This window comes from Elusimicrobiota bacterium (assembly GCA_041658405.1).
Classification (GTDB): Bacteria; Elusimicrobiota; UBA5214; order JBBAAG01; family JBBAAG01; genus JBBAAG01.
Genome location: JBBAAG010000011.1, coordinates 1 through 25,967, shown reverse-complemented (window position 1 = coordinate 25,967; position 25,967 = coordinate 1). Strand labels below are relative to the sequence as shown.

23 protein-coding genes and 1 riboswitch are annotated in these 25,967 nt (G+C 44.0%); of the genes, 3 read left to right on the top strand and 20 right to left on the bottom strand.

Features of this window, described 5'->3' with window-relative positions; translation table 11 throughout:
* Position 1: 1 nt before the first annotated feature.
* The 5 genes from WC955_03695 to WC955_03675 form a co-directional block, all read right to left on the bottom strand.
* Positions 2–2,629, bottom strand: coding sequence for a hypothetical protein (locus tag WC955_03695; GenBank protein MFA5858152.1), 2,628 nt, complete (start codon positions 2,627–2,629; stop codon positions 2–4).
* 93 nt (positions 2,630–2,722) lie between these two features.
* Positions 2,723–3,352, bottom strand: a complete 630-nt coding sequence (locus WC955_03690; protein ID MFA5858151.1) for a zf-HC2 domain-containing protein — start codon at positions 3,350–3,352, stop codon at positions 2,723–2,725.
* Between the two features lie 16 nt (positions 3,353–3,368).
* Positions 3,369–3,941 (bottom strand): sigma-70 family RNA polymerase sigma factor, encoded by a 573-nt coding sequence (locus tag WC955_03685; GenBank protein MFA5858150.1) that lies wholly within the window; start codon positions 3,939–3,941, stop codon positions 3,369–3,371.
* Between the two features lie 68 nt (positions 3,942–4,009).
* The gene (locus WC955_03680; protein MFA5858149.1) at positions 4,010–5,758 is read right to left on the bottom strand and encodes a hypothetical protein; all 1,749 of its coding nucleotides are present in this window, start codon (positions 5,756–5,758) and stop codon (positions 4,010–4,012) included.
* 50 nt (positions 5,759–5,808) lie between these two features.
* Positions 5,809–6,726, bottom strand: a complete 918-nt coding sequence (locus WC955_03675; GenBank protein ID MFA5858148.1) for an NAD-dependent epimerase/dehydratase family protein — start codon at positions 6,724–6,726, stop codon at positions 5,809–5,811.
* A 129-nt stretch (positions 6,727–6,855) separates the two neighbouring features.
* Positions 6,856–6,960: riboswitch (ZMP/ZTP riboswitch) on the top strand.
* 44 nt (positions 6,961–7,004) lie between these two features.
* On the opposite strand from WC955_03675, the gene pflB reads away from it, so the two are divergent.
* Positions 7,005–9,275 carry a formate C-acetyltransferase gene (gene pflB, locus WC955_03670; GenBank protein ID MFA5858147.1) on the top strand — a complete coding sequence of 757 codons (2,271 nt, stop codon included), beginning with the start codon at positions 7,005–7,007 and terminating at the stop codon, positions 9,273–9,275.
* Positions 9,276–9,278: 3 nt separating this feature from the next.
* A complete protein-coding gene (gene pflA, locus WC955_03665) occupies positions 9,279–9,989 on the top strand; it encodes a pyruvate formate-lyase-activating protein (GenBank protein MFA5858146.1) in 711 nt (236 codons plus the stop codon).
* Between the two features lie 9 nt (positions 9,990–9,998).
* Here the strand turns inward: pflA and galK are convergent, their stop codons facing one another.
* Positions 9,999–11,411 (bottom strand): galactokinase, encoded by a 1,413-nt coding sequence (gene galK / locus WC955_03660; protein ID MFA5858145.1) that lies wholly within the window; start codon positions 11,409–11,411, stop codon positions 9,999–10,001.
* Positions 11,412–11,514: 103 nt separating this feature from the next.
* Between galK and WC955_03655 the strand changes: the two genes are divergently transcribed.
* Positions 11,515–13,530 carry a cation:proton antiporter gene (locus tag WC955_03655; protein ID MFA5858144.1) on the top strand — a complete coding sequence of 672 codons (2,016 nt, stop codon included), beginning with the start codon at positions 11,515–11,517 and terminating at the stop codon, positions 13,528–13,530.
* 15 nt (positions 13,531–13,545) lie between these two features.
* Here WC955_03655 and WC955_03650 read toward each other — a convergent pair whose 3' ends face one another.
* From WC955_03650 to WC955_03585, 14 genes are all read right to left on the bottom strand, one after another.
* Complete coding sequence (locus WC955_03650; protein MFA5858143.1) at positions 13,546–14,340, bottom strand: inositol monophosphatase family protein; 795 nt, start codon at positions 14,338–14,340, stop codon at positions 13,546–13,548.
* A 33-nt stretch (positions 14,341–14,373) separates the two neighbouring features.
* Positions 14,374–16,956 (bottom strand): glycoside hydrolase family 2 protein, encoded by a 2,583-nt coding sequence (locus tag WC955_03645; GenBank protein MFA5858142.1) that lies wholly within the window; start codon positions 16,954–16,956, stop codon positions 14,374–14,376.
* 96 nt (positions 16,957–17,052) lie between these two features.
* Positions 17,053–19,212 (bottom strand): CpaF family protein, encoded by a 2,160-nt coding sequence (locus tag WC955_03640; GenBank protein ID MFA5858141.1) that lies wholly within the window; start codon positions 19,210–19,212, stop codon positions 17,053–17,055.
* Between the two features lie 18 nt (positions 19,213–19,230).
* Positions 19,231–20,013 carry a type II and III secretion system protein gene (locus tag WC955_03635; protein ID MFA5858140.1) on the bottom strand — a complete coding sequence of 261 codons (783 nt, stop codon included), beginning with the start codon at positions 20,011–20,013 and terminating at the stop codon, positions 19,231–19,233.
* 29 nt (positions 20,014–20,042) lie between these two features.
* Positions 20,043–20,864, bottom strand: coding sequence for a Flp pilus assembly protein CpaB (gene cpaB, locus WC955_03630; protein MFA5858139.1), 822 nt, complete (start codon positions 20,862–20,864; stop codon positions 20,043–20,045).
* Positions 20,854–21,378 (bottom strand): hypothetical protein, encoded by a 525-nt coding sequence (locus WC955_03625; protein MFA5858138.1) that lies wholly within the window; start codon positions 21,376–21,378, stop codon positions 20,854–20,856. Before WC955_03625 ends, cpaB begins: the two co-directional genes overlap by 11 nt.
* A gap of 41 nt (positions 21,379–21,419) precedes the next feature.
* On the bottom strand, positions 21,420–21,683 hold the full coding sequence (locus WC955_03620; GenBank protein ID MFA5858137.1) for a Flp family type IVb pilin: 264 nt from the start codon (positions 21,681–21,683) through the stop codon (positions 21,420–21,422).
* A gap of 47 nt (positions 21,684–21,730) precedes the next feature.
* Positions 21,731–22,141, bottom strand: a complete 411-nt coding sequence (locus tag WC955_03615; GenBank protein MFA5858136.1) for a hypothetical protein — start codon at positions 22,139–22,141, stop codon at positions 21,731–21,733.
* Positions 22,141–22,956: a Tad domain-containing protein gene (locus WC955_03610; protein MFA5858135.1), complete on the bottom strand. Its 816-nt coding sequence runs from the start codon at positions 22,954–22,956 to the stop codon at positions 22,141–22,143. Before WC955_03610 ends, WC955_03615 begins: the two co-directional genes overlap by 1 nt.
* Complete coding sequence (locus tag WC955_03605; GenBank protein ID MFA5858134.1) at positions 22,949–23,464, bottom strand: hypothetical protein; 516 nt, start codon at positions 23,462–23,464, stop codon at positions 22,949–22,951. The genes WC955_03610 and WC955_03605 overlap by 8 nt, the downstream gene beginning before the upstream one ends.
* Before the next feature lie 91 nt (positions 23,465–23,555).
* Positions 23,556–24,500 (bottom strand): hypothetical protein, encoded by a 945-nt coding sequence (locus WC955_03600; GenBank protein ID MFA5858133.1) that lies wholly within the window; start codon positions 24,498–24,500, stop codon positions 23,556–23,558.
* Between the two features lie 3 nt (positions 24,501–24,503).
* Complete coding sequence (locus tag WC955_03595) at positions 24,504–24,908, bottom strand: VanZ family protein (protein MFA5858132.1); 405 nt, start codon at positions 24,906–24,908, stop codon at positions 24,504–24,506.
* Between the two features lie 39 nt (positions 24,909–24,947).
* Positions 24,948–25,145: a DUF6485 family protein gene (locus tag WC955_03590; GenBank protein ID MFA5858131.1), complete on the bottom strand. Its 198-nt coding sequence runs from the start codon at positions 25,143–25,145 to the stop codon at positions 24,948–24,950.
* Between the two features lie 4 nt (positions 25,146–25,149).
* The coding region (locus WC955_03585; protein ID MFA5858130.1) for an alpha/beta hydrolase at positions 25,150–25,967 on the bottom strand (818 nt) is incomplete at its 5' end.

Genomic DNA, 25,967 nt, shown 5'->3' with positions numbered 1-25,967 from the left:
TTTACTTTGCAATTGTCGTACCGCCATCTATTACGATTGGTGACGTAGACAACCCGCCGATAATTACTGCAGCATGCCCTACGAGCGGCATCTGTGTACTCGACCCTGCCATATACGCAACTACACGCACAGGTGTATACTGCGGGGTAGCTTTTAGTGCGGTAAACAATCCAGTAGAACTTTCAATCTTCCCATAAATTGCCATTGCAGGATCAACTTTCCATGAGACTGTTACCGGTACTATGGTACCCGTAGAAGTAACCCCTCTAGCAATATACTTCAACGTAGCCCCTACAGCGAGCCGTGTCTGCGCGGGTACTACTTGTACCCCTACGATCTTTGGTGCTACCGGCGTTGGCGTTGGTGTAGGAGTCGGTGTTGGAGTGGGAGTCGGTGTGGGCGTAGGAGTTGGCGTCGGCGTTGGTGTAGGATCCACTATCGGCGCAACAACTCTAACTCTTGCTATACCTTTAAGTTCCCCAGCAACCGCGATGATGACACCATCACCAGCCTTAGTTGCAGTGAACAACCCTGTCTCAGAGATAGTACCTATCCCGAGTTCACTTTTAACATCCCATTTTACTTCAGGAATTTTTACCGCTGTATTTTGTTCAGTAACAACCACTGCCGACTTTGCTGTAAACTGCACCGTTTTCCCTACGGTAACCGTCACGAAGAACGGCGTTACCACCAACGGCGTCACTACCGGCTGTTCCGGTAATGCAATGTTAACATATGCTTCTTCTGTACCAATACCGTTCCCAGCTTTCACCAACGCAACCACAACGGTATGACCTATAGTCTTACCAGCGATAAACATCCCGTTAGAATTGATCGACCCCATATTATCCCGAGTCTTCCATTCAACCTTATAATCCGTAACCGGTTTCCCTGCACGGGTATAAACTTCAAGCTTAAACTGTTGTGCACCACCAGGTTTCACAGTAACATTCTTCGGTTGAATTTTTACTAACAACGGCTGAGGCACAACCACAGCTTCCACAACTTCGATCACAGCTTCTTCTTTCAGCATTTTATCCCCGACCTTTGCCTGGACAAAAATACCGCCTTTCCCTGCCTTTTTATCAGCCTTAAACAACCCTTTATCACTGATTGAACCTATACCTTCAGTAACATGCCACTTAAACTGATCATTATCTTTTAACGCACGCGGGCTATTATCATCTTTATCATCAAAAACCTGGTACTCAATCTTATTATCCACGATCTTCGCACGAAACTGTAACGACCCGCCTAGTTTTACCTTTGCACTTTTCGGAAGAAGGAGGATACGTTTCTCAACCGGCTGCGGTTTATTGTTATTATTTTCCTTATCTTTTTCAACAACAACCACCGCCATTGCACGGCCAATTCCCGCCTTCGCTTTTACGGTAACAACCACTTCGCCTTTACCTTTTTTCTTCCCGGCAATAAACACTCCGTTATCGTTTATAGTCCCGATATCCTCGTTTACTTTCCATACCGCCTTATAATCTTTAATTTCCTTCTTTGTATCAGGATCAACAACTACGAGCTTAAATTTTACAATCTCATTTTTTTCAACTTCCGCTAACCTCGGTGTCAACTTCACTATAACACGTTCCACCGGCTGCGGGACAGGTTGAGGTTTCACAGGCACAACTACCGCGATATACGCATGCCCACGCCCAACCTCTTTATCTTCAGTGATAACCATCGCAGAAACAACACCTTTTGCAGCATCATCCCCCGCGGTTAACAATCCGGTATCACTAATACTTCCAATCTTATCACTTACTGCCCATTTAATCTTTGCAGCATCCACGGGCTTCCCGTTTTCATCCCGTACTTCAGCTTTATACTGCACTTTCTCGCCCTTCTTCACAACCTTTTCACGGGGCATAACAATCACGCGGACATCCAGTTTTTGCGGAGGATTTGCAGGCCCGACGGTAACCATTGCCGCACCTGTACCAATAACGGAACCAACTTTTGCCACAGCCTTAACTATCCCTCTCGCAGGCTTATCCGCGGCTTTGAACAACCCGTTTTCTTCGATCGTCCCTATCGTTTTTGTTGCAGCCCATTTTACAACTGCTGTCTTAATTTCTACCCCATTAGCGATAACTTTCGCTTCAAACTTCTGACTTGTCCCAGCTTTCACCATAACATTTGAAGGTAACACTTTTACTATAACTTTCATAACCGGCGTAGGAATCGGTGAGGGTGCAGGAGTTGGAGTTGGCGTTGGTGTAGGTGTAGGCGTAGGAGTGGGTGTTGGTGCTGGAGTAACAACCGCAGATTTTACAATAACTCTCGCATGCCCATTAGAATTTCCATTATCCGTCCGTGCCTTCGCGACGATCAATCCCTGACCAGCAACTTTACCAGCGGTAAAAATGCCAGCCGCATCAATTTCGCCGACATTACCCGCTACCTGCCATTCGATATCACCGGTAACAACTTTCCCGGCTTCATCTTTGATCTCAGCAATAAACTTTTGTGAAGCTCCGGCTTCAAGCGTAACATCCGCCGGTGTCACTGTGACCACAATTTTTTGTGCATCCCCACCTGCTACTGCCATAATCGGTCCCACTGACACAAATACTAACGCAAAACTAACAACTGCCTTAAGGAATGTTTTAAACATAACCTTCCGTTCCCCTTTCCTATAACTTTGAATACTTTCTACTAATAAGTAACAATCTGACCACCTAAAAAGTTCCCTATTAAAACAATAATCCTACTTTGACACCATAATAAACGAAAACTCTGTCTCAGCAACAATTTCGCCTTTACGGTCAACAGTTTGAATATCAATACTATGATACCCATCCTTTAACGGCTTTATAGGGCGATACCAAAGATAATCATCCACAAACTCTGTTGTGGAAGTAACATCCTGTTTATCAACATATACCCGTACAGTAGCGCCTTTAACCTTTACCTTGACTCTTGCACATACATCGGTTTTACTATCATACACTACAGCCCCGGCTTCTGGGGTTAGAATCTCAACCCCAACCTTTTTCCCGGAACTATTAACTACCACCTGCGGTATTAATCCTATAATCAAACATACCGCAATAAAACCCGCAACAGTATACCCCACCCATGACTGATAAAACACGGGTTGAACCTGCACACCGTAATTCCGCACAATCCTCATCGTATTATCATGAACTTCCCGTGGCATTTTCCGGACATTTTGTTTCATAAACTCACCCGCGGATTTACTTAATTCAACCATACGCCGGCACTCCACGCAGGCACGCAAATGCATTTCAACCTCTTCGCGATTACATCTATCATCCATTCCATCGATATACGCGTTTATACTGCTTCTGATTTTCTGACAATCCTGTTTTTTCATAACACCCTCTTTATACTCAATTTATTTTATCTCTAATAACTACCGCCAGACTCTCCCGTGCCCGTGCAATTCTTGACTTTACAGTTCCTAATGAGCACTTCATTACCTTAGCTATCTCATCGTATCCCATCCCCTGCATATGCCGTAGGATCAACACCGCGCGATGCTCCGGAGACAACTTCCCGATACTTTGTGCGACAAACTCGGTGGTTTCATTATTTTCAGCCACTCCCTCAACCTGCATACTGTCATCCCTCACAGAACCGGCATTACTATCCTCACTCCCTCCATCACGTTTTTCTTCACGTTTCTGTTGTTTATACCTATTCTTCGCGCAATTCACTGCGATAGTATAAACCCATGCCGCGAATTTTTTCTCACCCTTAAGTTTTCGGATATTAACATACGCTTTAAAGAACGCTTCCTGCACAACATCACTCGCATCGTGATAACTCCCAACAATCCCAGCCACAACGTTATACACCCCATCCTCGTATTTCAACATTAACTCCTCAAATGCCTGGGTATCACCTTTTTTTACCTTAGCAATAAGCACCGCATCATCTTCGCTGAAACCACCGTTCTTCACCACCAAATTCCAAAACCCCTTCTACAAAAAATAACAACTCAGCACCAAAAAAAGTTCCCTACGCCCACCTAAAAATTAAAACTATACTTAGCATACACCACTTCCTCAAGGTTAGTATTAGCAAACGTAACCTCATCCACACTATAAACATTAAAATATTTTAGTGTCAGCGTATGCCCATTAAAAATATTATATGCAACCTCCACAGTCCGCGTATTCTGCACCTTTTCATAGGTCACCGGCACGCTCTTAGTGAACCCTTTATAATAATTATAACTCACCGACGGTAAGAGTTTACCATCAAGCATTTTAACCGAAAAATACGCGTTTATATTCTGATACACAGTCTCTATATTGTCTGCGTAACTACTACTTTGACTTGCACTCACCGAATAATTCAGTTTATTATTAAAAAACCCGAAATTAAGCGTGGTACTAACATTCCGTTGCTCATTAAAATATACGGTATCCCTCCATGAAATCGATAATGACGGTTTTTCCGGAACATTTAAATACGCGCGAACATAATATGTCTTATAATCATCGCGATACGCTTTTGCATAGGTTGTCGACACCAGGTTCTGATAATAATCCGTCTCCGCAGAAACAGTCGTAAAAATCCCCGGGATAGTATACTCAGCACTAAACTCAGGCCCCATACGATCAGATTCAATCATTGAACTCGCTACGGGATAATAGTTTGAGCCCACCCTGCGATACCCTAGATTAACCTTCCCGGAATCCAAAACCGCACCAAAACTTACCACCCACGCAGAATCAGTTAACGGCCTGGCATTACTCAACAACGCATTCTCGTAATACTCATTACTTGAAAGTTCAGCCACGAGATTATACTTTTCAAGCATCGTATAATTCGTGAACAATTCAACCGTGGAACCTTTTATTGGCACAGCATACCCCGGCGTTTTTAATGACGAAATCTCATCCCATGCACGAACATAAATTAATGAAACAAGCAAATTCTCTCCAAACTCAAACTCCGGCTTTACCCCTGTGACATACCGCGCGTAGGTACCCCATCCTTCTTCAGTACCTTCTTCAGGCTCACGTATCCGTGCACCCACTAATCCGAGCTTAGTCTCCCCGATTTTAATATATGCCTTACTCCCCAAGGCATTAAAATCATTTAAGGAAAGTTCACTGAAGTACGGGAAAAAATATCCGGCGGTTAGGTCAAGATAATCACTGTACACATCAATAGCGAACTGTTCATACGGCTTATACTCCTGGTTACGGTTATACCACCCACTGAAATTAACTCCTAATATTTGCCCGTAAAAATAACTATCCATTGCTACAAGGGTAGATAAAGTAACAGTATAATAATCCGCTTGTGTATTATCAGTCCACGCGTTTTGCCAACCAACAGACAAAGTTCCATTAACCATCCCGACCGACTGTTTTGTATCCTCAACCCCCCCGAGTTCTCCCTCAAAACTCACGGTTTCTGTATCAGACACCACAGCACCTTCACCCTCAAGACGTATAACTGTTATGAACACCCACACTGCCGGCATAATATCTTGTCCCCAAGTATCCTTAGCGGTAACGATAACCTGATGAGAACCTTCACTCATAGCCATCTGCGGAACATAGAGAAGATATTCCGGCGCGATATCGCATTGCGGTGTTACATCCACGCCATCAACCTTTATTTTCACGGTAGTAACATCCACCTGTCCTTCAAACATTACGGACACCTGCGGCATAATATCTTCGATAACTTCTTCATCATCCGGACTTATTATAATGATGGAAGGTTCAGACACAGAAAAAGCATTTGTGTAGGCAAACAAACTAATGGCAATACCAAGAAAAATAGTTATAAAGCACGGGGGGTTACGTATTATACGCATAACCCAAAATATTTTACCGTATCACTCAACCCATCTTCAAACGCCACATTACTCTTAAACCCCGCGTTTTTTAAACGGGTAATATCAGCAACTGAAAATTTTACATCCCCAACCCGCGGCTCGGCATATATAATCTTTGACTGCGAATTTGTTAGTTCAACAATTTTCTTTACCAATGAATTAACACTCGTCCCTTTCCCCAGCCCGATATTATAAACTCCATTACCGTTTGCAACAACACAAGTTAACGCGTTAACTACATCCTTTACATACACAAAATCCCGTGTTTGTTCACCATCCCCATAAATTGTGATGAGTTCGTTTTTCACCGCTTTTGATGTGAAGATAGGAATTGCAGCGGCATACTGCGACCTTGGATCCTGCCTTGGCCCGAATACATTAAAGAACCTCGCAGCTACCACCGGCAACCCATATTCCTGAGCATAAATATTGCAATAATACTCCCCCGCGAGTTTGGTAACAGCATACGGGCTCCGCGGCTCCGGCAACATATCCTCAGTCTTAGGGACAACCGGATTTGTACCATACACCGCAGCGGAAGAAATGAATACAACCTTTTTTACATGATACTTAACCGCTGCGGATAGGATATTCAACGTACCCCCGACATTAATATCTTCAGTAAGTTTCGGCTCCTTCATCGATTCCGGCACACTCACCAATGCAGCGAGGTGGAACACATACTCTGCCCCGTCGATACACCGTTCTACCGCAGTAAGGTCAGTAACACTTGCTTCAATAAATTCATGAGTTAGGCTAATAAGATTCTTCCGGTAGCCCGACCGTAGATTATCCAAAACAACAACCTTATTCCGAGCATCACGGCAATAATGCTCAACTACATGAGAGCCGATAAACCCCGCCCCACCGGTAACTACAATCTTCATGATATTCTCAAACACCTTTCTTTTGATTTCAACTAAACAAACATTATACAAAATACAAAAAAACTTTCTTCAGTGATTATATTGACAACCAGCGGAGCATAAACTTATAATTACCCGTTGTAGTAGTGTGAGCTTGACCGAAACTGGCGGCATAAAATACATGGGAACAAATAGTTGAACCATGGTGAATCGGTTAAGCAAGAGTAGACAGTACCGCCCGCCTGGGTAATACTTAGTAGGAACAGAATAATTTTATTACATAGGAGCGGTATTACTGTATGACACGCAACCCCAAGCATACCGACAAAAAGGTGCAACACCCCTGGCGCGGTTTTAACCCGGGTACCTGGCAAACAACAATCGATGTCCGCGGGTTTATTCAAAAAAATTATAATCCATATGACGGTAGAACTGACTTCTTATCCCCGCCGACAGAACGCACCCTCAAACTTTGTGCAATAACAGAAAAGATATTAAAACAAGAACACGCGCGTGGCGGCGTACTTGACATTGACACCGGTACAGTATCTTCATTACTTACGTACAAACCCGGTTACATAGACAAAACCCTTGAACTCATCGTGGGGTTACAAACCGACAAACCGTTGAAACGCGGAGTCAACCCGTTTGGCGGAATAAGAATGGCCCGCACCGCATGTGAATCCTATGGCTACAAACTAGACGACAAAATAGAAGAATACTTCCATTACCGCACCACTCATAACGATGGCGTCTTCCGTGCGTACTCGGATGACATGAAAAAAGCGCGGAAATCCGGCATTATCACAGGCCTACCGGACGCCTATGGCAGAGGACGAATCATAGGTGACTACCGCCGTGTGGCATTATATGGCACAACATTTTTGATTACCCAAAAAAAGTATGATAAAAACAAACTCGCAGAACACACGATGGATGACGAAAATATACGTTTATCCGAAGAACTTTATAGACAAATAGACTTCCTTGAAAAACTCAATAAAATGGCAGCGTTGTACGGCCATAACATCTCACGTCCTGCGGTAAACGCACTGGAAGCCACACAATGGCTCTACTACGCCTATCTTGGCGCTATTAAGGAACAAAACGGCGCTGCGATGTCACTCGGACGGATAAGCACATTTTTAGATATATACTTTACACGCGACATACAAGAAGGACGGCTGGATGAAAAAGGAGCACAGGAAATCACTGACGACTTCATCCTAAAATTACGCTTAGCACGCCAACTGCGTACCCCTGAGTACAACACACTTTTTGCCGGAGATCCGTTATGGATAACCGAATCCCTTGGCGGCCTAGGTATTGACGGACGGAGTATGGTTACGAAAACCACCTACCGTTTTTTGCATACACTAAAAAACCTGGGCCCCGCACCGGAACCCAACCTAACGATTCTATGGTCCACGCGTTTACCTCAGGAATTCAAAAACTATTGCGCAAAGATAACAATAGAAACTAATTCCATACAATACGAAAATGACGACCTCATGCGCCCTTTATATGGCGATGACTACGGGATTGCATGCTGTGTCTCTGCGATGACAATTGGTAAAGAAATGCAATTTTTTGGCGCAAGGTGCAACCTGCCAAAATTGTTATTAATGGCAATCAACGGTGGCCGTGACGAAGTTACAGGTGACCAAATCGGCCCTGAGATGGACCCAATGCCTGCGGGTAAGATTATGGACTACAATGAAACCCTCAAACGCTACATTTTCTACCGTAACTGGCTATGCAATTTATACGTCAATACCATGAACGTCATACACTATATGCATGACAAGTACGCATACGAAAAGTTACAGATGGCATTACATGACACCTACATCAAACGTTATATGGCCTTTGGGATTTCAGGATTATCAGTAGTAACGGACTCACTAAGCGCACTCAAATACGCAAAGGTTATCCCGGTCAAAGACCACCGGGGTATTATTACTGGCTACAAAACCATAGGTACATACCCGAAGTACGGCAATGACGATGACCGTGTAGACTCCATAGCCCGTGAACTTGTAACCGACTTCCAGCGTACGTTAGAAAAAACCCCGGCATACCGTAACGCGCATCACACATTATCAATACTTACTATAACCTCAAACATAGTATACGGCAAAATGACCGGTGCAACGCCTGATGGCCGTAAAAAAGGCGCACCGTTTGCACCCGGAGCAAACCCTATGCATAACAGAGACACTGCTGGCGCACTTGCATCGTTGAACTCTGTAACAAAATTACCCTACTGTTCCTGCCGGGATGGTATCTCGAATACATTTACGTTAATCCCGGACGTCCTCGGGAAAGATAGTAATATAGCAGCAACAAATTTATCCTCAATCCTTGACGGCTACTTTTCATCGGAAGGGCATCATCTTAATGTTAACATAATGAAAGAACACGACCTTACAGACGCAATGATACATCCCGATAAATATCCTAACCTAACAATCAGAGTCTCGGGTTATGCCGTCAATTTTCATAAGTTAAACAAACCACAGCAACGCGAAGTCATTGCACGAACGTTCCACAAAAAGATTGGGAAGTAAAACGTGAGAATAAAAGGCCGGGTGCATTCAGTTGAAACCATGGGCACAGCCGACGGGCCAGGTTTGCGTATAATACTTTTTCTGCAAGGATGCCCATTAAGATGCAGGTACTGCCACAATCCGGACACATGGAATCCCCGGGGAGGCACCGCGATGACAGTATCTCAAAGTATGAAAACAATAATAAAATACAAACCATACTTCAGCACCACTGGCGGATTAACCCTTTCCGGAGGAGAACCCTTAACGCAAGCGAAATATGCCTCACAGCTTTTTTATCAGTGTAAACAACACGGAATACACACAACACTGGACACCAGCGGGTGTATGTTAAATCCTGACGTCAAACGATGTTTAAAATATACCGACCTGGTTTTGTTAGATGTAAAACATTTTGAAGACAAGAAATATAAATGGCTAACCGGATCAAGTTTAAATCATACACTAAAAATCCTGGATTACCTTTTAGAAAATAACATCCCGGTATGGATCCGTCATGTAATAGTCCCGGAGTTTAATGATACAATAAAAGACATCCGCGGATATGCAGCATTACTGAAACCCTATAAAAGAATTATCGAGAAAACAGAACTATTACCTTATCATACAATGGGAGTAGATAAATGGAAAAAACTCGGGATAAAGTATGCGTTTAAAAATATAAAAGACTTAAAGCCACAAAAGGTTAATAAACTTCAACAACTACTGGGATAGACAAGCCGGCTATACTACGCGGCCCGCCCCGGCGGTAGGAATCACTGTAAAAATATTCCCGGGTTTAGCGTTACCACCATAAAACTTCTCAACTATTTTTGAGACAACAACTTCTTTTTCTTCACGTTTTACAAGAGCGATTGCGCACCCGCCGAACCCCGCACCAGTAAGACGCGCCCCCACCGCACCGGAAGACATCATGGCTTCGACTAAACGATCAAGCTCAGGACAACTAACCTCATAATCCCGTGCAAGACTTTTATGCGAGATATCCATCAACGCACCGACAGTATCAATATCCCCGCGTTCCATTGCGGCAACACAACGTTCCACCCGCTGCCATTCGGTAATAACATGCACCGCACGCTGCTTAATTTTGAACCCATCAACCGGCGTGTCAAACACTTTCCCGGTTTTCAATGTTAGACACCGTGTTACAACGTTTTGTGTATCACACCCCACAGTTTTTGCAACCTCTTCTAGGCTGTAAGGTTCCGGGTGAAACACTTTCTCCAAAATATCAGAAAAATTCTCAACCACAGTCTTATACTTCGCTTCACGCAAAGTCCCATACCATTTAAGTTTTGCGTTAGGATACCCGTTTTTTTGTAGGTACTTCTCAAGGATAACCGTCCCCAGCCGGCATTCCGACACACGGCGGTTATACTCCATCTGTGCAGCACCGGACTTCTCCGCATGAACATTACTATTAGCTACCACAAACACATACTCCTTCGGCAACTGCACTGCGTGTATCTCCAACGGGCTGAAATCAATTTTTAATGCATACCCTAATTTCCCGAGTAACGATATTGCCTGGTCCATCCCGCCGGTATCCGTCCCGACATAGCGTTCACCTTCCGCAATTTTCTGCGCTAAAGTCAACCCGCTGATTTTAATATCATTAAGTTCAGTTACAACCTTTGAGGTTAACACAGTCAACGCTGCTGATGAACTCAACCCCGCGGCAATAGGTACTGTACTATCAAGCACTGCGTTGACACCCTTAAGTTCAGCATGGTCAACATAATCCACCACAGTTTGTACTGCAGCTTTTATATAATTACCCCAAAACCCTTTTTCAAAAGGTTGAATCTTACGTGTGATCTCAAACTCAGTAAGAGGAAAATCTTTTTTTGTATCACCAAAAACTATTTTATGATCTTTACGTTTGGAAACTACAGCAATGATATCACGGTCAATCGCAATCGGAAGTACGGGCAAGCCGTTATAGTCAGTATGCTCACCAATAATGTTAACGCGCCCCGGTGCGCGGTACAACTGTACATCTGCCACCCCGGGAAATACTTCATTAAACCGCGCAAGGCATTTATTCACCCGTTCCTGCATAGCTGTAAACCCGGCGTCTGTTACGGCACCAACTATTTTTTCAATACTTTCACGTTCAATGTTTATATTCATATACAACCCACACCTTTTTGTTTTAAATATTATACTCATATTCCAACACAAAATATACACGGATTTGCATTTTATTAGAACTTATGTTATTATAAAATTTATTATGAATATCCCGTTTTTAAACGACGTAATTACAATATTTTTATTATCAATCGGCGTAGTATTTTTATCATCAAAACTCCGTATCCCGACGATTGTTGGATTTATGATCACCGGCATCCTCGCCGGCCCGCACGGGTTTAAACTAGTAAACGATATTGCGGGGGTAAACGTCCTCTCCGAGATCGGCGTAGCGCTACTATTATTCACTATCGGCATTGAATTCTCATTCAAAAACCTATTCCGTCTTAAAAAACCTGCTCTCCTCGGGGGGGGTATACAAGTAATACTAACAACTGCGGTGGTAACATTTACACTAACCTTACTGAGACTAAACTTTACCACGTCTTTATTCATAGGATGCCTAACTTCACTCAGCAGCACAGCAATAGTTTTAAAAATATTACAAGAAAAAGCGGAAACCGATTCCCCTCATGGAAGTACAGCATTAGCAATCCTAATATTTCAAGACATCATTGTGATCCCGTTAATAATATTCACCCCGTTTTTGTCAGGAACAACTACGGCAGACACACCGTTACTCTCCGCGCTTTCGCTGTTAATCACAAGCATCGTAATTCTCGCGGCGGTAATTTTAGGCGCGCGCTACGCCATCCCGTACGTATTACTACAGATTGTCCGCACGCGTAACCGCGAACTTTTTATACTCAGCACAATAACAATTTGTTTTGCAGTAGCATGGCTTACCCATAGTGCAGGCTTATCAATTGCCATCGGCGCGTTTTTAGCCGGGATAATAATTTCGGAGTCAGAATACAGCCATCAAATCCTTGGCAACGTACTCCCGTTGAGAGACGTCTTTAGCAGCTTCTTTTTTATTTCAGTCGGTATGCTGTTGAACACCACACAACTATTTTCTCAATTACCGCTTATACTATTGATACTAATGGCTGTAATAATCCTAAAAATAAGCATCTCAACTTTTGCAGCAATTATACTTGGGCACTCATTACGTTCAGCACTCCTCACCGGGCTGTATATATTCCAGGTAGGCGAATTTTCGTTTATCCTCTCCCGTGCGGGATTGGACTACACCATCCTCTCCCCTGAACTTTACAACATATTCCTGGCGGTAACAGTATTAACCATGGCATTAACCCCGTTTATCGCAGACCTCGCTCCGTCAATTGCCAGCACATTTTTGCGATTACCTTTACCCCCGCGTATAAAACACGGCCTTTTCCCAACAGGTGATTTAAAAGGAAGCAAGAAACCCGCTGCGTTACAGGATCACTTACTAATCATCGGTTATGGTATTACAGGTAGAAGTATTGCACGTGCTGCTAAGATAGCTAATATACAATATATAGCGCTTGAGATGAACCCGGAAGTAGTGAAAACAGAATCCGCTAATGGTGAACCTGTGTACTACGGTGACGCAACGTACGACCATGTCTTACATTTTGTCAATGCGAACCACGCAAAAGTTGTGGTCATCGCAACCTCTGACCCAGCAGCAACACAGAGGATAACATCTAATATCAGGACAATAAACTCGAAAGCACAGATCATTGTCCGGGCATTACACCTTGACGGGATAGAACAATTACGCAAACTCGGCGCAGACGAAGTTGTAGTTGAAGATTATGAAGCCTCGGTTGAAATCTTCGCCAGAGTACTTGAACGCTACTTTATCCCGCAATCAGATATTGAACAATTTGTATCTGATCTCCGGTCGGATGGGTATGATATGATCCGTAAACTCAGCAAACCGTTGAAAGACAACCTTGACGCAGCCAAACTCCAACTACCTGGTGTAGAGATAAACACTTATAGAGTACATCTTGGCGCAAAAATTACCGGTAAAACCTTAGCGGAAATAGATTTACGCAAAAAATACGGGATAACATTACTTGCACTACGCCGAGGAGACAAAATAATATCTAATCCCGAAAGCGGGCTAAGCATAAACACGGATGACATACTAATACTAATGGGCAATGATGATGACTTAGCTAATGTACAACAAATATTCAGCGTTGAAAACAACGGAAAATAGTATCAGGTTCAACTTTTACCGTCCCACACCGGATTTTCTTATAATATCAATCATTTTTTTATGTACAAAACCGTTTGACCCGACAATACGTTCACCAAACAGGTAATTATCCCCACCACGATAGTCGGTAACTTTCCCCCCGGCTTCCTCTATCATCAACGCACCTGCTGCGCAATCCCATGGCTGCAGCCCGTGTTCCCAAAAACCTTCAAATAACCCTTCGGCTACATACCCGAGGTCCAACGCTGCGGACCCAAGACGCCGCATCCCCTGTCCTTTGACGATAAACGCGTCGAATAATTTAAGTACTTGTTTAGGATCTTTTAGGAATAAAGTATACGGAAACCCTGTACCTAATAAACCGTCAGCAAGGTTCTTCCGGGTTGATACGTGTATACGTTTCCCATTTTTCTCTGCGCCCTTACCTTTTTCCGCGTAATACGTATCCCCATTAACCGGTGTGTATAACATCGCATACTTAAGCTTTTGTTTTTCCATCAACGCGATTGACACCGTGAATATAGGCACACCGTGCGTAAAATTTACGGTCCCGTCAAGCGGGTCAATAATCCAGTACCTAGACTTACTATCCGGTTTTTCTATACCGTTAACCGCACACGTTTCTTCGCAGATAAACCTATCCCCAGGAAACTTTGTGCGGATCATACTCATCATCTTTTCTTCTGACTGCTTATCCGCGATGGTTACAGGATTATTCTTGGACTTATAATTAACCCCTACATTAGTACGGAAATACTTCAATAAAATCTTCCCTGCAGAAACGGCTAACGAATGCATAAACTGTTTCATACTACACTACACCTTTCTAAAACCACAAAATAATCAATACCACTCACCTAACCAATGTCCTATTAATATACTACTTATCCCCACCTTATTTCCAGTAAACACTTCCACCACTTTCTCACATCCCGAAGGTAAATCATAATAATTATCGGACCACCACGCAGTATCCTCGTCTTTAACTTTAAGATGGCATAACCGCACAAACGTATCTGCCTTAATTTTAAATTTAGTCACCCATCCGTTATTCACCTGTTTTTGTTCAATAATTTCAGGTTTGATATTTGGTTCAGCCGGCCATTCAATGTTTTTCCAGCCATCCGGGAAAAACGCAATCTTTTCAAACTGCCTCCCGTCTTCGGTCATAGCGTGAATATAAAAATAACTATCATTATCAACTTCCACTTTTTTCCGTGCAACCTTATCTACAATTTTGGTACTGTTCTCGTTGATAACAACTTTTTTCTCACGGTTCCATATTTTAACTCCGTCAAACGTTTCCTGCCCGTACTCAACGGTTACCACAACTTTATTTAAGGTATCATTACCAATACTAAAATCAATCACTCCGCGGCGTTCAAATATTATCGGAAGTATCGGCATACACGCACGTTTTGCTGAGTAATACGACGGTTTTGGTGTACGGTAATAATCTATGATTGACCAGTTGGAAGTCGGCCAGCAATCATTATACTGCCACACCATTGTACCTCCGCTGTTCGGCCGGTCATGCCTTGCAGCTTCGTACTCTGCGCGCATCATCTCAACGTGTACTGCCTGCCCGTACTTAACATACTTTTCTAAACTATTAACTTCCCCGAAGATACCGTTAGCGATAAGCATTGTCTGTTCATGATGAGTAAGGTTTTTATGCCCGCGCTGGATATGTATTGTCCACACATCATCCGGCGGCCAGTGGTGGGATAGCGACAAAAACTTTTTGAACGCCTCAACACTGCATGGCCCCTGGATGCAAAACTCAGAATCAAACGAGCATACCTGCTCAAAATGTTTACGAAACTGTGACGTGTCATGCGCAACAGTAAACAACGCATACTTCCAACACGAAATATGCGCATTCCCTGAGTTTGGCAGGTTACCCGCATCATCCCTTGATTGCGGGCTGGATTCAATATACGGCACATTAAGCCCGTGTTTACTCACCAACCCGCGCAGCAGCATCGTATAAAGTTCAGGATCCCACTTGATCCTTTGCAATTTAGTAACCTCAGCCACCCCTGAGGAATGAACATCAACGGTTGTATCAACAGTATCATCAACTTGTTTATCCACCTGCTGCCCGGGATAACCCCAGGAGTATACATCTTCATTACACCCGCACCATAGAACTATCGAACTATGGTTTCTCAACCGCCGTATCTGATAATTCGCTTCAGCAATAATTTCATCACGTAAATAATTTACGGGATACCCGGAACTTGCGAACATAAAATCCTGCCATACCATAATCCCAAGTTCATCGCAGAGATCATAGAAATAGTCCGGTTCATAAATCCCGCCGCCCCACACGCGGATAATGTTTAACCCCGCATCCCGCATTTTTCTGAGATAAAACTCCGCCTGTTCATGAGTAGCCATTGCCGGCCATAGTTCCAGAGGCACCCAGTTAACACCTTTACAAAAAACTGTTACCCCATTTACCTGTATCTCAAACGAATACCCCGGCCCTGCGGATTTAGTAAACGGCCGTTCATAGATATTACATTCACGGAAACCAACTTTTCCCTTACGTGTATCAACCACCACCCCGCCGGTGAGAAGTTCAACGGTATAATTGTATAGACAACTTTCTCCATATCCTATAGGCCACCATACCCGCGGGTCCGGAATATCCAAACTCAGGTACGACTTAAAACATTTACGGGTAATGGATTCCACAACATTTACGCCATACCCTTCGAAAGTAACCCGGACATCATACCCCTTTTCTTTCACAAGTTTGGTAACCTCAAACCCAAAATCTACGCGTCCTGTAGTAAACGTTTGCACTGAAAAATCAACCAACCGCTGTTCATTTTGATACTCAAGCCACACATCACCGCCTATACCTATAGACGGTAACGGCAACGCCCAGTCCCACCCAAAATTAAACTGCGGCTTCCGTACCCATGCACGGCGTGTACCCCACCCGCGGCAATCGTCAATACGCTTCCCGCCCATTAACGCATCAATTGAATGGAACCGCAAACACAACTCATTCTTTTTTTCATTAAGCAAACCCTTGATGTTAAACCTGTACTTCCGGAATGAGTTTTTGGCAGTACCCAACAATTTATTATTCAACCACACCTCCGCAGTTCCGTCGATATTGTTGAAACACAGGTCAGTATTCCCTGCGTGAATATCCGTGGAGGAAAGGTCAAACACTTTTTTGTACCACCAGTCTTTGGAGGTAACCCAATAACATTTAAGACTATTATCATCCTGGTGAGGATCCGGCATTTTATTGAGGTTCACAAGCGCGGCATTAACATCCCCGGGAACTGAGATATCCTCCCACCCAGTTTCAGTTGAGGTTGGAATTTTTAGTTCCGCTGAGGGAACGGGTTGGTGGTCAACTCCGATAAACTTCCATCCGAAAGTTAAGTCAATTTTTTTCATGGTATAAAATTAAACTCCTTGACTATTATTACAGCACAAAAGATTATGTTTCTCAGGAGTATTATACCATAAAGAACTAAAACTTCACTTATACTCTTATGGCGCAAGCCCAGGTATCCCTGTGCGGTATGTGGTGTACATCTCCCACAATTTTATAGCAGCAGTATTAAACACCGCACCCGCGCTTAGGCCGATTATCAGAAGAACTAACATTACAATAACATACTCCGTTACCACCTGCCCAGCTTGTTTATCCCGGAACACCCCGAGGTCAAACCATTTACATTTATACTTAATCTCGTCGATAAACACCGGGACAATACCCGTAGAAACGTGATTGTTATTACCATACACAAAAATATCCTGTGTCTGTATAGTCCCGGATTCTATCCCCACAACTTCGGTGATACAAACAACCTTCCGTGCACCATCCGCCATTCTTCGTATTTGCACAACAATATCCACTGCACTAACTATTTGTTCACGTATTGCTATAGAAGGAAGGTCCAGCCCTGCCATTAATACCATAGTCTCAAGCCTCGCTAAAGCATCACGTGGAGTATTCGCATGTAAAGTACTTAAAGACCCTTGATGCCCGGTATTCATCGCCTGGAGCATATCAAACGCCTCACCCCCGCGGCATTCACCAATAACGATACGGTCCGGCCGCATACGTAACGCATTAACGACCAACTGCCGGATACTAACCGCACCCTTACCCTCAACATTCGCGGGACGCGCTTCCATCCTTACCCAATGCTCATGCGGGAGTTTCAGTTCCGCTGAATCTTCAATACTCACAATCCGTTCATCTTCCGGGATAAACGAGGATACAATGTTTAACAAAGTCGTTTTTCCCGTTCCCGTCCCTCCGGAGATCACAACATTTTTTTTTAGTTCCACACACGCGCGTAAGAACGAGGCCATATTATTATCCAACGATTGTATATTAACCAACTGCGCAACACCTAGTTTGTGTTCCATAAACCTGCGGATTGTTACTACCGGCCCGTTTAACGCTAATGGCGGGAGTACAACATTAACCCTTGACCCGTCAAATAACCGTGCATCCGCTAGCGGTACAGCATCATCCACCCTGCGTCCTGCCTGCGCAACTATGCGGTCAATAACGTTACGTAAATGCTGTTCATCCTCAAACCTCACTCCCGCAGCTAAACTAATCTTGCCATTACGTTCAATATATATCCTGTCGATACCATTAACCATAATCTCGCTCACCGTTTTATCCACCATTAATTCCTCAAGCGGCCCGTACCCAACGATATCATTCACTACTCTCTGTATAACACCTTCTCTTTGTGAGGAAGAAAGGCTAACCCCGTGTGTCCCACCCTCTGCAACTACAGAACGTACGGTATTAACTATTTGATTATTAACCGCAGCATCCCTCAAATTTAACGATGTTACTTCCAAGTTTTCGCGTTTAAGCGCATCCAGTACCTTATTATGTACACTTTTTTTATACTCAACTTCCAACAGATCCATATGTACTCTATTATCACTCATCCCGATAGTAATTGTTTTTGTCATACTAACTGTTGGAATAGAGCAAGAGGACAGCTCCCCAAATTTTGCGGCATTACCCCCGGGAACGGATTTAACGGCTTCCACAATACTTGCAACGACGCCTTCTGTTTCATTTTCATTCCCTCTGCGATCATTACCTGAAAGTATCCCCGCTATATCAAACTTTATACCAACATTGAGCTCATTCAATAGATTCATGTTATCACTGAAAATAACAACCTTAACCGCTGAGGTTAAACAATTTTCTTTAATAACAAATTCATAAACTTTATCCAACGCATCAAGCATATCTTCCCCCACAAAAACAGGGAGTATATCCGCGATCTTAAAGACATCCTCCGCCCATGGGCATACGGGTTGTATATTAACCACCACATACTCATAAAATCCGGCTATACTTGCAACAACTTCGGGTAATAAGCAACCGTTGTCGGGAACAACAATATCCACCTCACGGCCGGAATTAAAATATCCGTGTAATAAATACCGGCTGACTTCTGTTTTCATCCTCAAAAACTTTGATACATCCTTGCGTTCACGAATACCAAACATTTTTTCCATCACGCTAAACCCAAACGTATCCGCTGTATCTACTATAGCAACACTACCCCCGGGGATAAGTTTGTGGACAAACCGTTTGATAAACCCTTTCTCGCGGGTATCGTTGTTAAACGACATAAACGCAACGATTTTACCTAACTTTTCCATAAACTCAACAATACCCCATCAGTTTTTTAGTAAAGACGGTGTTACAAAAATAGTAACCTCCGTATCTTCCTTCCTTGCATCACGTGTTTTAAACAAATACCCCACTAACGGTAATTGCCCTAGAAGCGGTACACCGGAATCCTGTTTTGTATCCACCGCATGGCGTAACCCGGCAATCACAACGGTACTCCCTGCATGTACCTGCACAACAGTCCGTGCTTCACGCGTGTTGAGGACAGGATACACTGCTCCGTTGATACGCACAGCATTACCGTAATCCGGTGAACTTAACATTGTACGGATTGATGTGGTAACAACACCTTTTTCGTAGTCCACCACAGGGCTTACTTCCAAAACAATACCATAAGGTTTCCACTCAACCACCGACTGTCCCAGTGCCTGTGTTATGATAAAAGGTATCTCCCCGCCGATACGCACTTCCGCTGAGCGGTTAGGCATCACTACTAATGTGGGGTTAGCCAAAACTTTCGCACGCCCCTGTTGCGCAAGAAGGTTGAGCGTAGCCTGCAACTGTGTAACCCTTGCGATATCCCCGAGGGTAAACACCGCTGGTATGGCTTTTTCAGTGAACACAAAACTATTCCCAAACTCAAGCCCGTACTTCTTAATATCACTCACCCGTACTTCCACTACCTGCACGGATAACTGCACCAGCGTTACCGTATGTGTTGCAGCGGTAATACTACTAACCCCGCGTTCCTGTGCAAAAGTTATGTTTGCATAGCTACAATTCACAGATAGTACCATAAGTGTTATTATCAACTTAAACCAACTATTCACCCTACCCCCTAAAACACTTCTTCCGTCATTTACTTCCCAAGCTGAGTCTCCAACTGTTTCTCCATCCCACGCAGGAATATTGGCACTTTAGACTTTACCGGCTGAATTAACTCCGCATTATTCTCCGTCAATAACGACAACATCGTAACCTCGGGTACTTCCACAACTTCATCATCTGCATTACTACGCAATACCAGAGTCAGCACCGCGCGGGTATGCGTATACGCTATACGCGCAGCGTCAACGGGTGTCATCGCAAATGTTACAGTACCATACCCTTCAAGATTAGTATCATTATTATTTCCAATACCAAACCGTTTACCCACAGCGATAACCCTTACTTTCTGAAACATCAACACTTCCTTCCCGCGGGAAAGGCCATTTTGCGCATAATCTATCGACGCATAAATATCCACCCAATCACCCGGGCGGATAAGATTTGCTACACTTGAAACCTCATCCACAGGAACCGTTACCGCACGATAACCCACGGGTATATACGCCGCAAGGCCGGTTTTAATATTTCCCATAACAAGTTTGGTATATACCACCTGTTCACTCTTTGCAATAGGTACCGCTGTAATATATACATCCCTCCCAGCTAAAGTTTTGAGTGTTACCCCGGGTTTCAACGCACCAGGCTGCACGAACTGTAACGGCACCACCCTAGGTTCAACTAATTGACTGGTTACCACCGTATTTGCGGGAATATACTTTTTTGCAACATATACCGTACCGGTTTTACCGGTTACCTTAAACCTTTTCTCTACCGACGATAAGTAAAAGTTAAGCAGCACCACGCTTAACAAGCCAAGCACCAGCCCTATAGCTACCCGTTTCTTATTCCCCACCGAATAATCCTTTCACCTGGTTATACACCTGCTGTCCCTGGTTATAATAATCCTGATACTGCTGATACTGCCCCTGCAATTGTTCCTGTGTCGACTGCGCCTGTGTCACCTGCTGCTGCGGTTGCTGCGGTACCGCCACCTGTTGTTGTGATTGTGGTTGCTGCTGTTGCTGTGGCTGCTGCTGCACAACACCCTGTTGAGTCCCGCCAAGAAAATTGTTACCCACTAAACCATCAAAACTATCCATCTCAAAACTATTATCTTCTTGTACCTCAACTGAATCCTGCTGACTAAACACATCCGTAGTACTATTACCAGTACCGGTACTACCAGAACTTACCCCCTCCTGTTGCTGCACAGGCGCTGCGTTAGTAACTTCCGCAACCTTATTCCCCGCAGCGATAAACGCGCGGTTGACCGACTGCCCGAACATACGTAATGACGCGATTAATGCAATTGCGATAAGGCCTATCAATAACACATACTCTGTCGTAGTTTGCCCTTTATTGTTCATATACACACCAACCCTCTCAAACCTTTTTTCTTTTGTTAAGTTCACTCACCTGTTGGCGATACTTGTGCATCGGCGGTACTATCAGCCTGCTGCCGGCTATTGTAATACGACACCCCGACGGTATCCTCAACTTTATCGGAAGCAGCTTTGTAGGATTTATGAACATTCTTACCAAAAAGTTTTATTGACGCGATCAATGCAATCGCAATCAACGCGATGATTAACACGTACTCCACCATCGTCTGCCCTTTTTCGTTATACCCATTCTTTGCCTTCATACCAATACAAACATTCTTCTCACCCATAACGCTATTCCCCTCCCTCTTTATTTGTCACTGAATAATCAACGTCTTCACGACCGTGAATATCCGCTGCACGGATATATCATCCATGTATCGTCGTACACCACAAACTTATGGTTCAACCTCCACTTCCCGGCAAAACCAGGAACATACTGTGTCCAGGCACCGAATAATAGTTCACGGGAACATTCAACCTCCACAGGCGCGGTCAGTCCATCACCACGAGCAATATTCAATTGCACGACCTGTGATTCAGCAGAACCGTTATTAACAAAATTCTTAAGTTCCTTATCCTCCAAATTGCCGTGGACTATCATAAACCCAGCATCCCGTGTGAGTAAGATTAACCTTACCTCAGTGGTAATCCAGGTGATAAACCCCGTCCCTGCGTATGCGAGTAATACTATCAACGGTAATATTGTTAATAGTTCAATTATTGCCTGACCCCCGTGTTTTTTCATCAATGCATCACCAGCGGGATGCTAACGGGAACGATTTGCGCATCCCACCCGCCAAGCATTGCTTTCATATATTCCCAGGTATGCACTACACCCCATGAGTTATTGTCAGTAAGAAACATTTTACCGTCACGGTTATACACCCTAGCTGCAGCTACAGCGTTAAGCGTCACCTTCCCTTCCGGCATAAACTTAGACCCGAACAACAACTTTTCCGGAGGTATAGTTTTAGTTAAATACACTTTTACCGTATGATTACCCCCGGAGGAAGGTTTAGATGGCCATACGAGAAAAGTTTTTACCTTCTTTTGTATCATCGGCAACATCGGTATCGTTACCCCAAAAAGATTACCCGTACTCCAGAACGTAACAACCCGTTCTTTCCTTGGAGCGAACCCTAATAACACAGAAAACGGGTCAATAAAAACACTTTCCGCACCGTTACGTTTCGCAATATCTTCCGCTACAAGTAACGGATACGCCTCTCCGTACCCCCGCTGGATTAATTCAGTATTCCCCGCTAACGCCTCAACAATTCCGGCAGTATCGTAACAGGTAAGACCCGGCACCCACGCGAAATTTGTGTGTGTAAGCACCAACCCAAGCATAGCGTTATTCATCCCAAGCATATTCAATGCACGCGCACGTATACACGCAACACTTTGAGCAACAGCATCCGCTGCGGATTGAAGTTTTACGCGTTCAACCAATACAATTCCAAGGTTTACCATTAATGCAAACATAATAAATCCCGCAAGAAACAGTGCTATAAAATACGGTAAGATTTGCCCGCGGGTATACATTCTTTTATTATTCATTTACTTCCCGTTTTTCTGTCCCCGCAAAATACTTTTGTTCGTAAGGCATCACCATAGAATATTTCAAAATATTAAGTGTTACAGGAATTGACGCAACATTTTCACCGGTTAGGCCGTAAGTTTTAGGAAATAAGAACGCAGCTTCCGGAGGTACCACAGGCGCCCGCATAAAAGGTACCGGCTGCCACTCAAGGTACTTAATCTCGGTATTCACGAGTTTAACAGTTTTATCACCATACCCGCACTGCTGTTCCACGGAGTTTAAACTTACGGGTATAACATTACGTGGAAGTTTTAGTAACGCAAGAACCGGAAGCGAATTAACCCCGGACATATCAGTACGTACCGCCACACAGCGGGTATACGAAACCCCCGCATCGGTAGTGATAAAAACATTTATCCCGGAAATAAGTATTTGTAATACCGCCAGAACGGCGTATGTAAGGATTATACTGCAGAACAGTGTTTCTACTAATGCTTGCCCGTGATCACCCAATTGTTCACCCATACCAGAATCTTTCCTTCACCCAACCCAATTACGAATATTAATATCGAATTCAACAAACTAAATTTTAATTTTATCTAATGAAGAAGTCAACCTACTTCTTTTTATTTACAGACTTTTTTACAGGTTTTTTAACATGTGTTTGTGATTTTCCACTTTTATTCTTCACAGGTTTGATCACACGTACAACCTTCTTTGGTACACGGTAGGTAAGAAGTTCTGTCATCCTGGTTTCCGGCATTTTCCCTGCTGCTGTGGTTGTCAGTATCCGCCCCACACCCGGTGCATAGTAATCGTATCTCCATGATCCGGGTAATGATTTATACTCCTGCCGTATCTTCGCGCATTTAGTAAACGTCCCCGCACGAACGGTAATGTTTAACCCCCGCGCTACAACAGTGAATACCACTTCCTGCCCCATCTGCCGCGCAAACCATTGAGTGTCAAGTAATAACGGTTGTATCATAACAGTCTGCGGGTTCGCAGTATCATGCCGTACCAACGATTTACCTTCAAAATAATAATACTCCCTGGTATTTGACACCACCTGTTTCCCGGCGAAGACCTTGCGTTGTAAAACTTCTACATCACGACCAGCAACCTTAGACTTCCCAACGGAAACAATCTCCGCACGATAGTTTTGCCCACCGGTTTGAGAATCGCCTTCCGCCCAAAAATGCCCTGCCACTACCGGCATAAAATCGTAACAATACTCACGCTGTCCTACCGCAAGTTTAGCGTGTTTTGACTCGGGATAACTCGTGATGATAAGTTCGTACTGGTACAATGCAAGGCCGTAATCCTTAACTTTCTCACGTAAAAGTTCAGCTGCGCGGTACCGCGCTTCCGGTGCAACGGTTGATGATGGAAACTTTTCCGCGGTGGTGACATACTGTTCCACAGCATCCCATACCTGTTTCTTAGACTCCAACTCCTTACCGTACCCAAAATAAAACCGTACGTTATGGATGACAAGATATATCAGTAGTACCATAAGAACGTATAACCCGCCCAGAGCGTACCATTGCCACCGTTTCATCAATTACTCCCTAATATATAACTTATATATTAACACAGCCACTGCTGTACCGCATACGGTACCGACTATATCCGTCATCCAATCAAACACCGATGCTATACGGGTTGGCACAAAACTTTGGTGCCACTCATCCGTCGCAGCGTAGATTGCGCAAAATATTAATGTATACACAAAATACGGCCACACGTTTTTCAGGGCGGGTAACGACAAATTTACAGCGCGGTAAAACAAAAATGCAAGGATGCTGTACTCACCAAAATGCCCGATTATTGACAATACCTGGTCCCAGAAATGCCACTGTGGAACAATACTGCTACGACTGGAAAGATAAAATATTACCCCGCACCACGCTGTTACTATCAACCAGTGCACAAATATTCTGACATTACTTTTAAACCCGTTATTCATCTAACAATCTTCCTAAATACTTAACAACTCTAAAACACGTCATTTATGCAGCTTCACAAACCTTGAGAAAGAACGGTCATATGTGCGTTCAACGTCATCCGGAAAACAACACGCCGGGAGTTCCTCCATCGCAAGATGATACTGAATACACTCGCAGCATACACCTTTTCTGCTGCACGGTTCGTATGAACAATTACACTTTGACTTATTACGGGTAGCATTACATTCCTTGGGCATAAAACTATTTCCGCTCCTTCCCAGCACACTTTTTTATAATCCCGGCAATAACCCCAGGTTCGTCTAGGTGCATATAATGCCCGGAGTTTGACATAACAACCCATTCCGGCTTATTCTTATTCTTGCCTGATTCCAGGTATTCCCGGGTAAGTTTTTCACGTAACGTTTCAACTTTCTGAGCATCCTCCTTCGTGAGTTTAGCCCAGCGCACAGTTTCATCCACCACGCGTTCCGGTGAGTGATACACTACGACTACAGGGATATCCGGGAACCTACTTTTTTCGCGGACTAATCCCAGTTGTGTATCATCCATCGCGGATACGTACTCGCTCAGCATTGCGGGATACGATTCTTCCCTTACCATATTTTCGTATATTACAGGGTATACGTTTTTCCCAAGTTTTTTGTACCCGGCAAACATCGGCGCGGATTGTATCAACGGCGCTAATACTCTCCCTAGCCCGGTTGACGCAAAAAATTTACCCGTACTCATTGCCCCTGTTTTATCCGCTCCTGATTGCCGGTATAGTTCAGGCCCGAGTTCCTGTTCAAACCGTTTATTCTCCACCGGCATAGGATCAAGAAACACGCAGGCTGCAACTTTGCCAGGTGCCATCATTGCGTACTGCCGCGCATACAACCCACCGATTGAATGCCCAACAAGGATATACGGCGGTGCAAGGTTTAATGTATTAAGTATTTCATCAAGCTCAACTGCCACTTGTTCCGGTGTCCGTGGAAACTTTCCTGCGGAACTCCACCCATACCCCGCACGGTCGTAGGTAAGCACGGTAACATCCTGCGCAAGTATGTCCTGCAAAG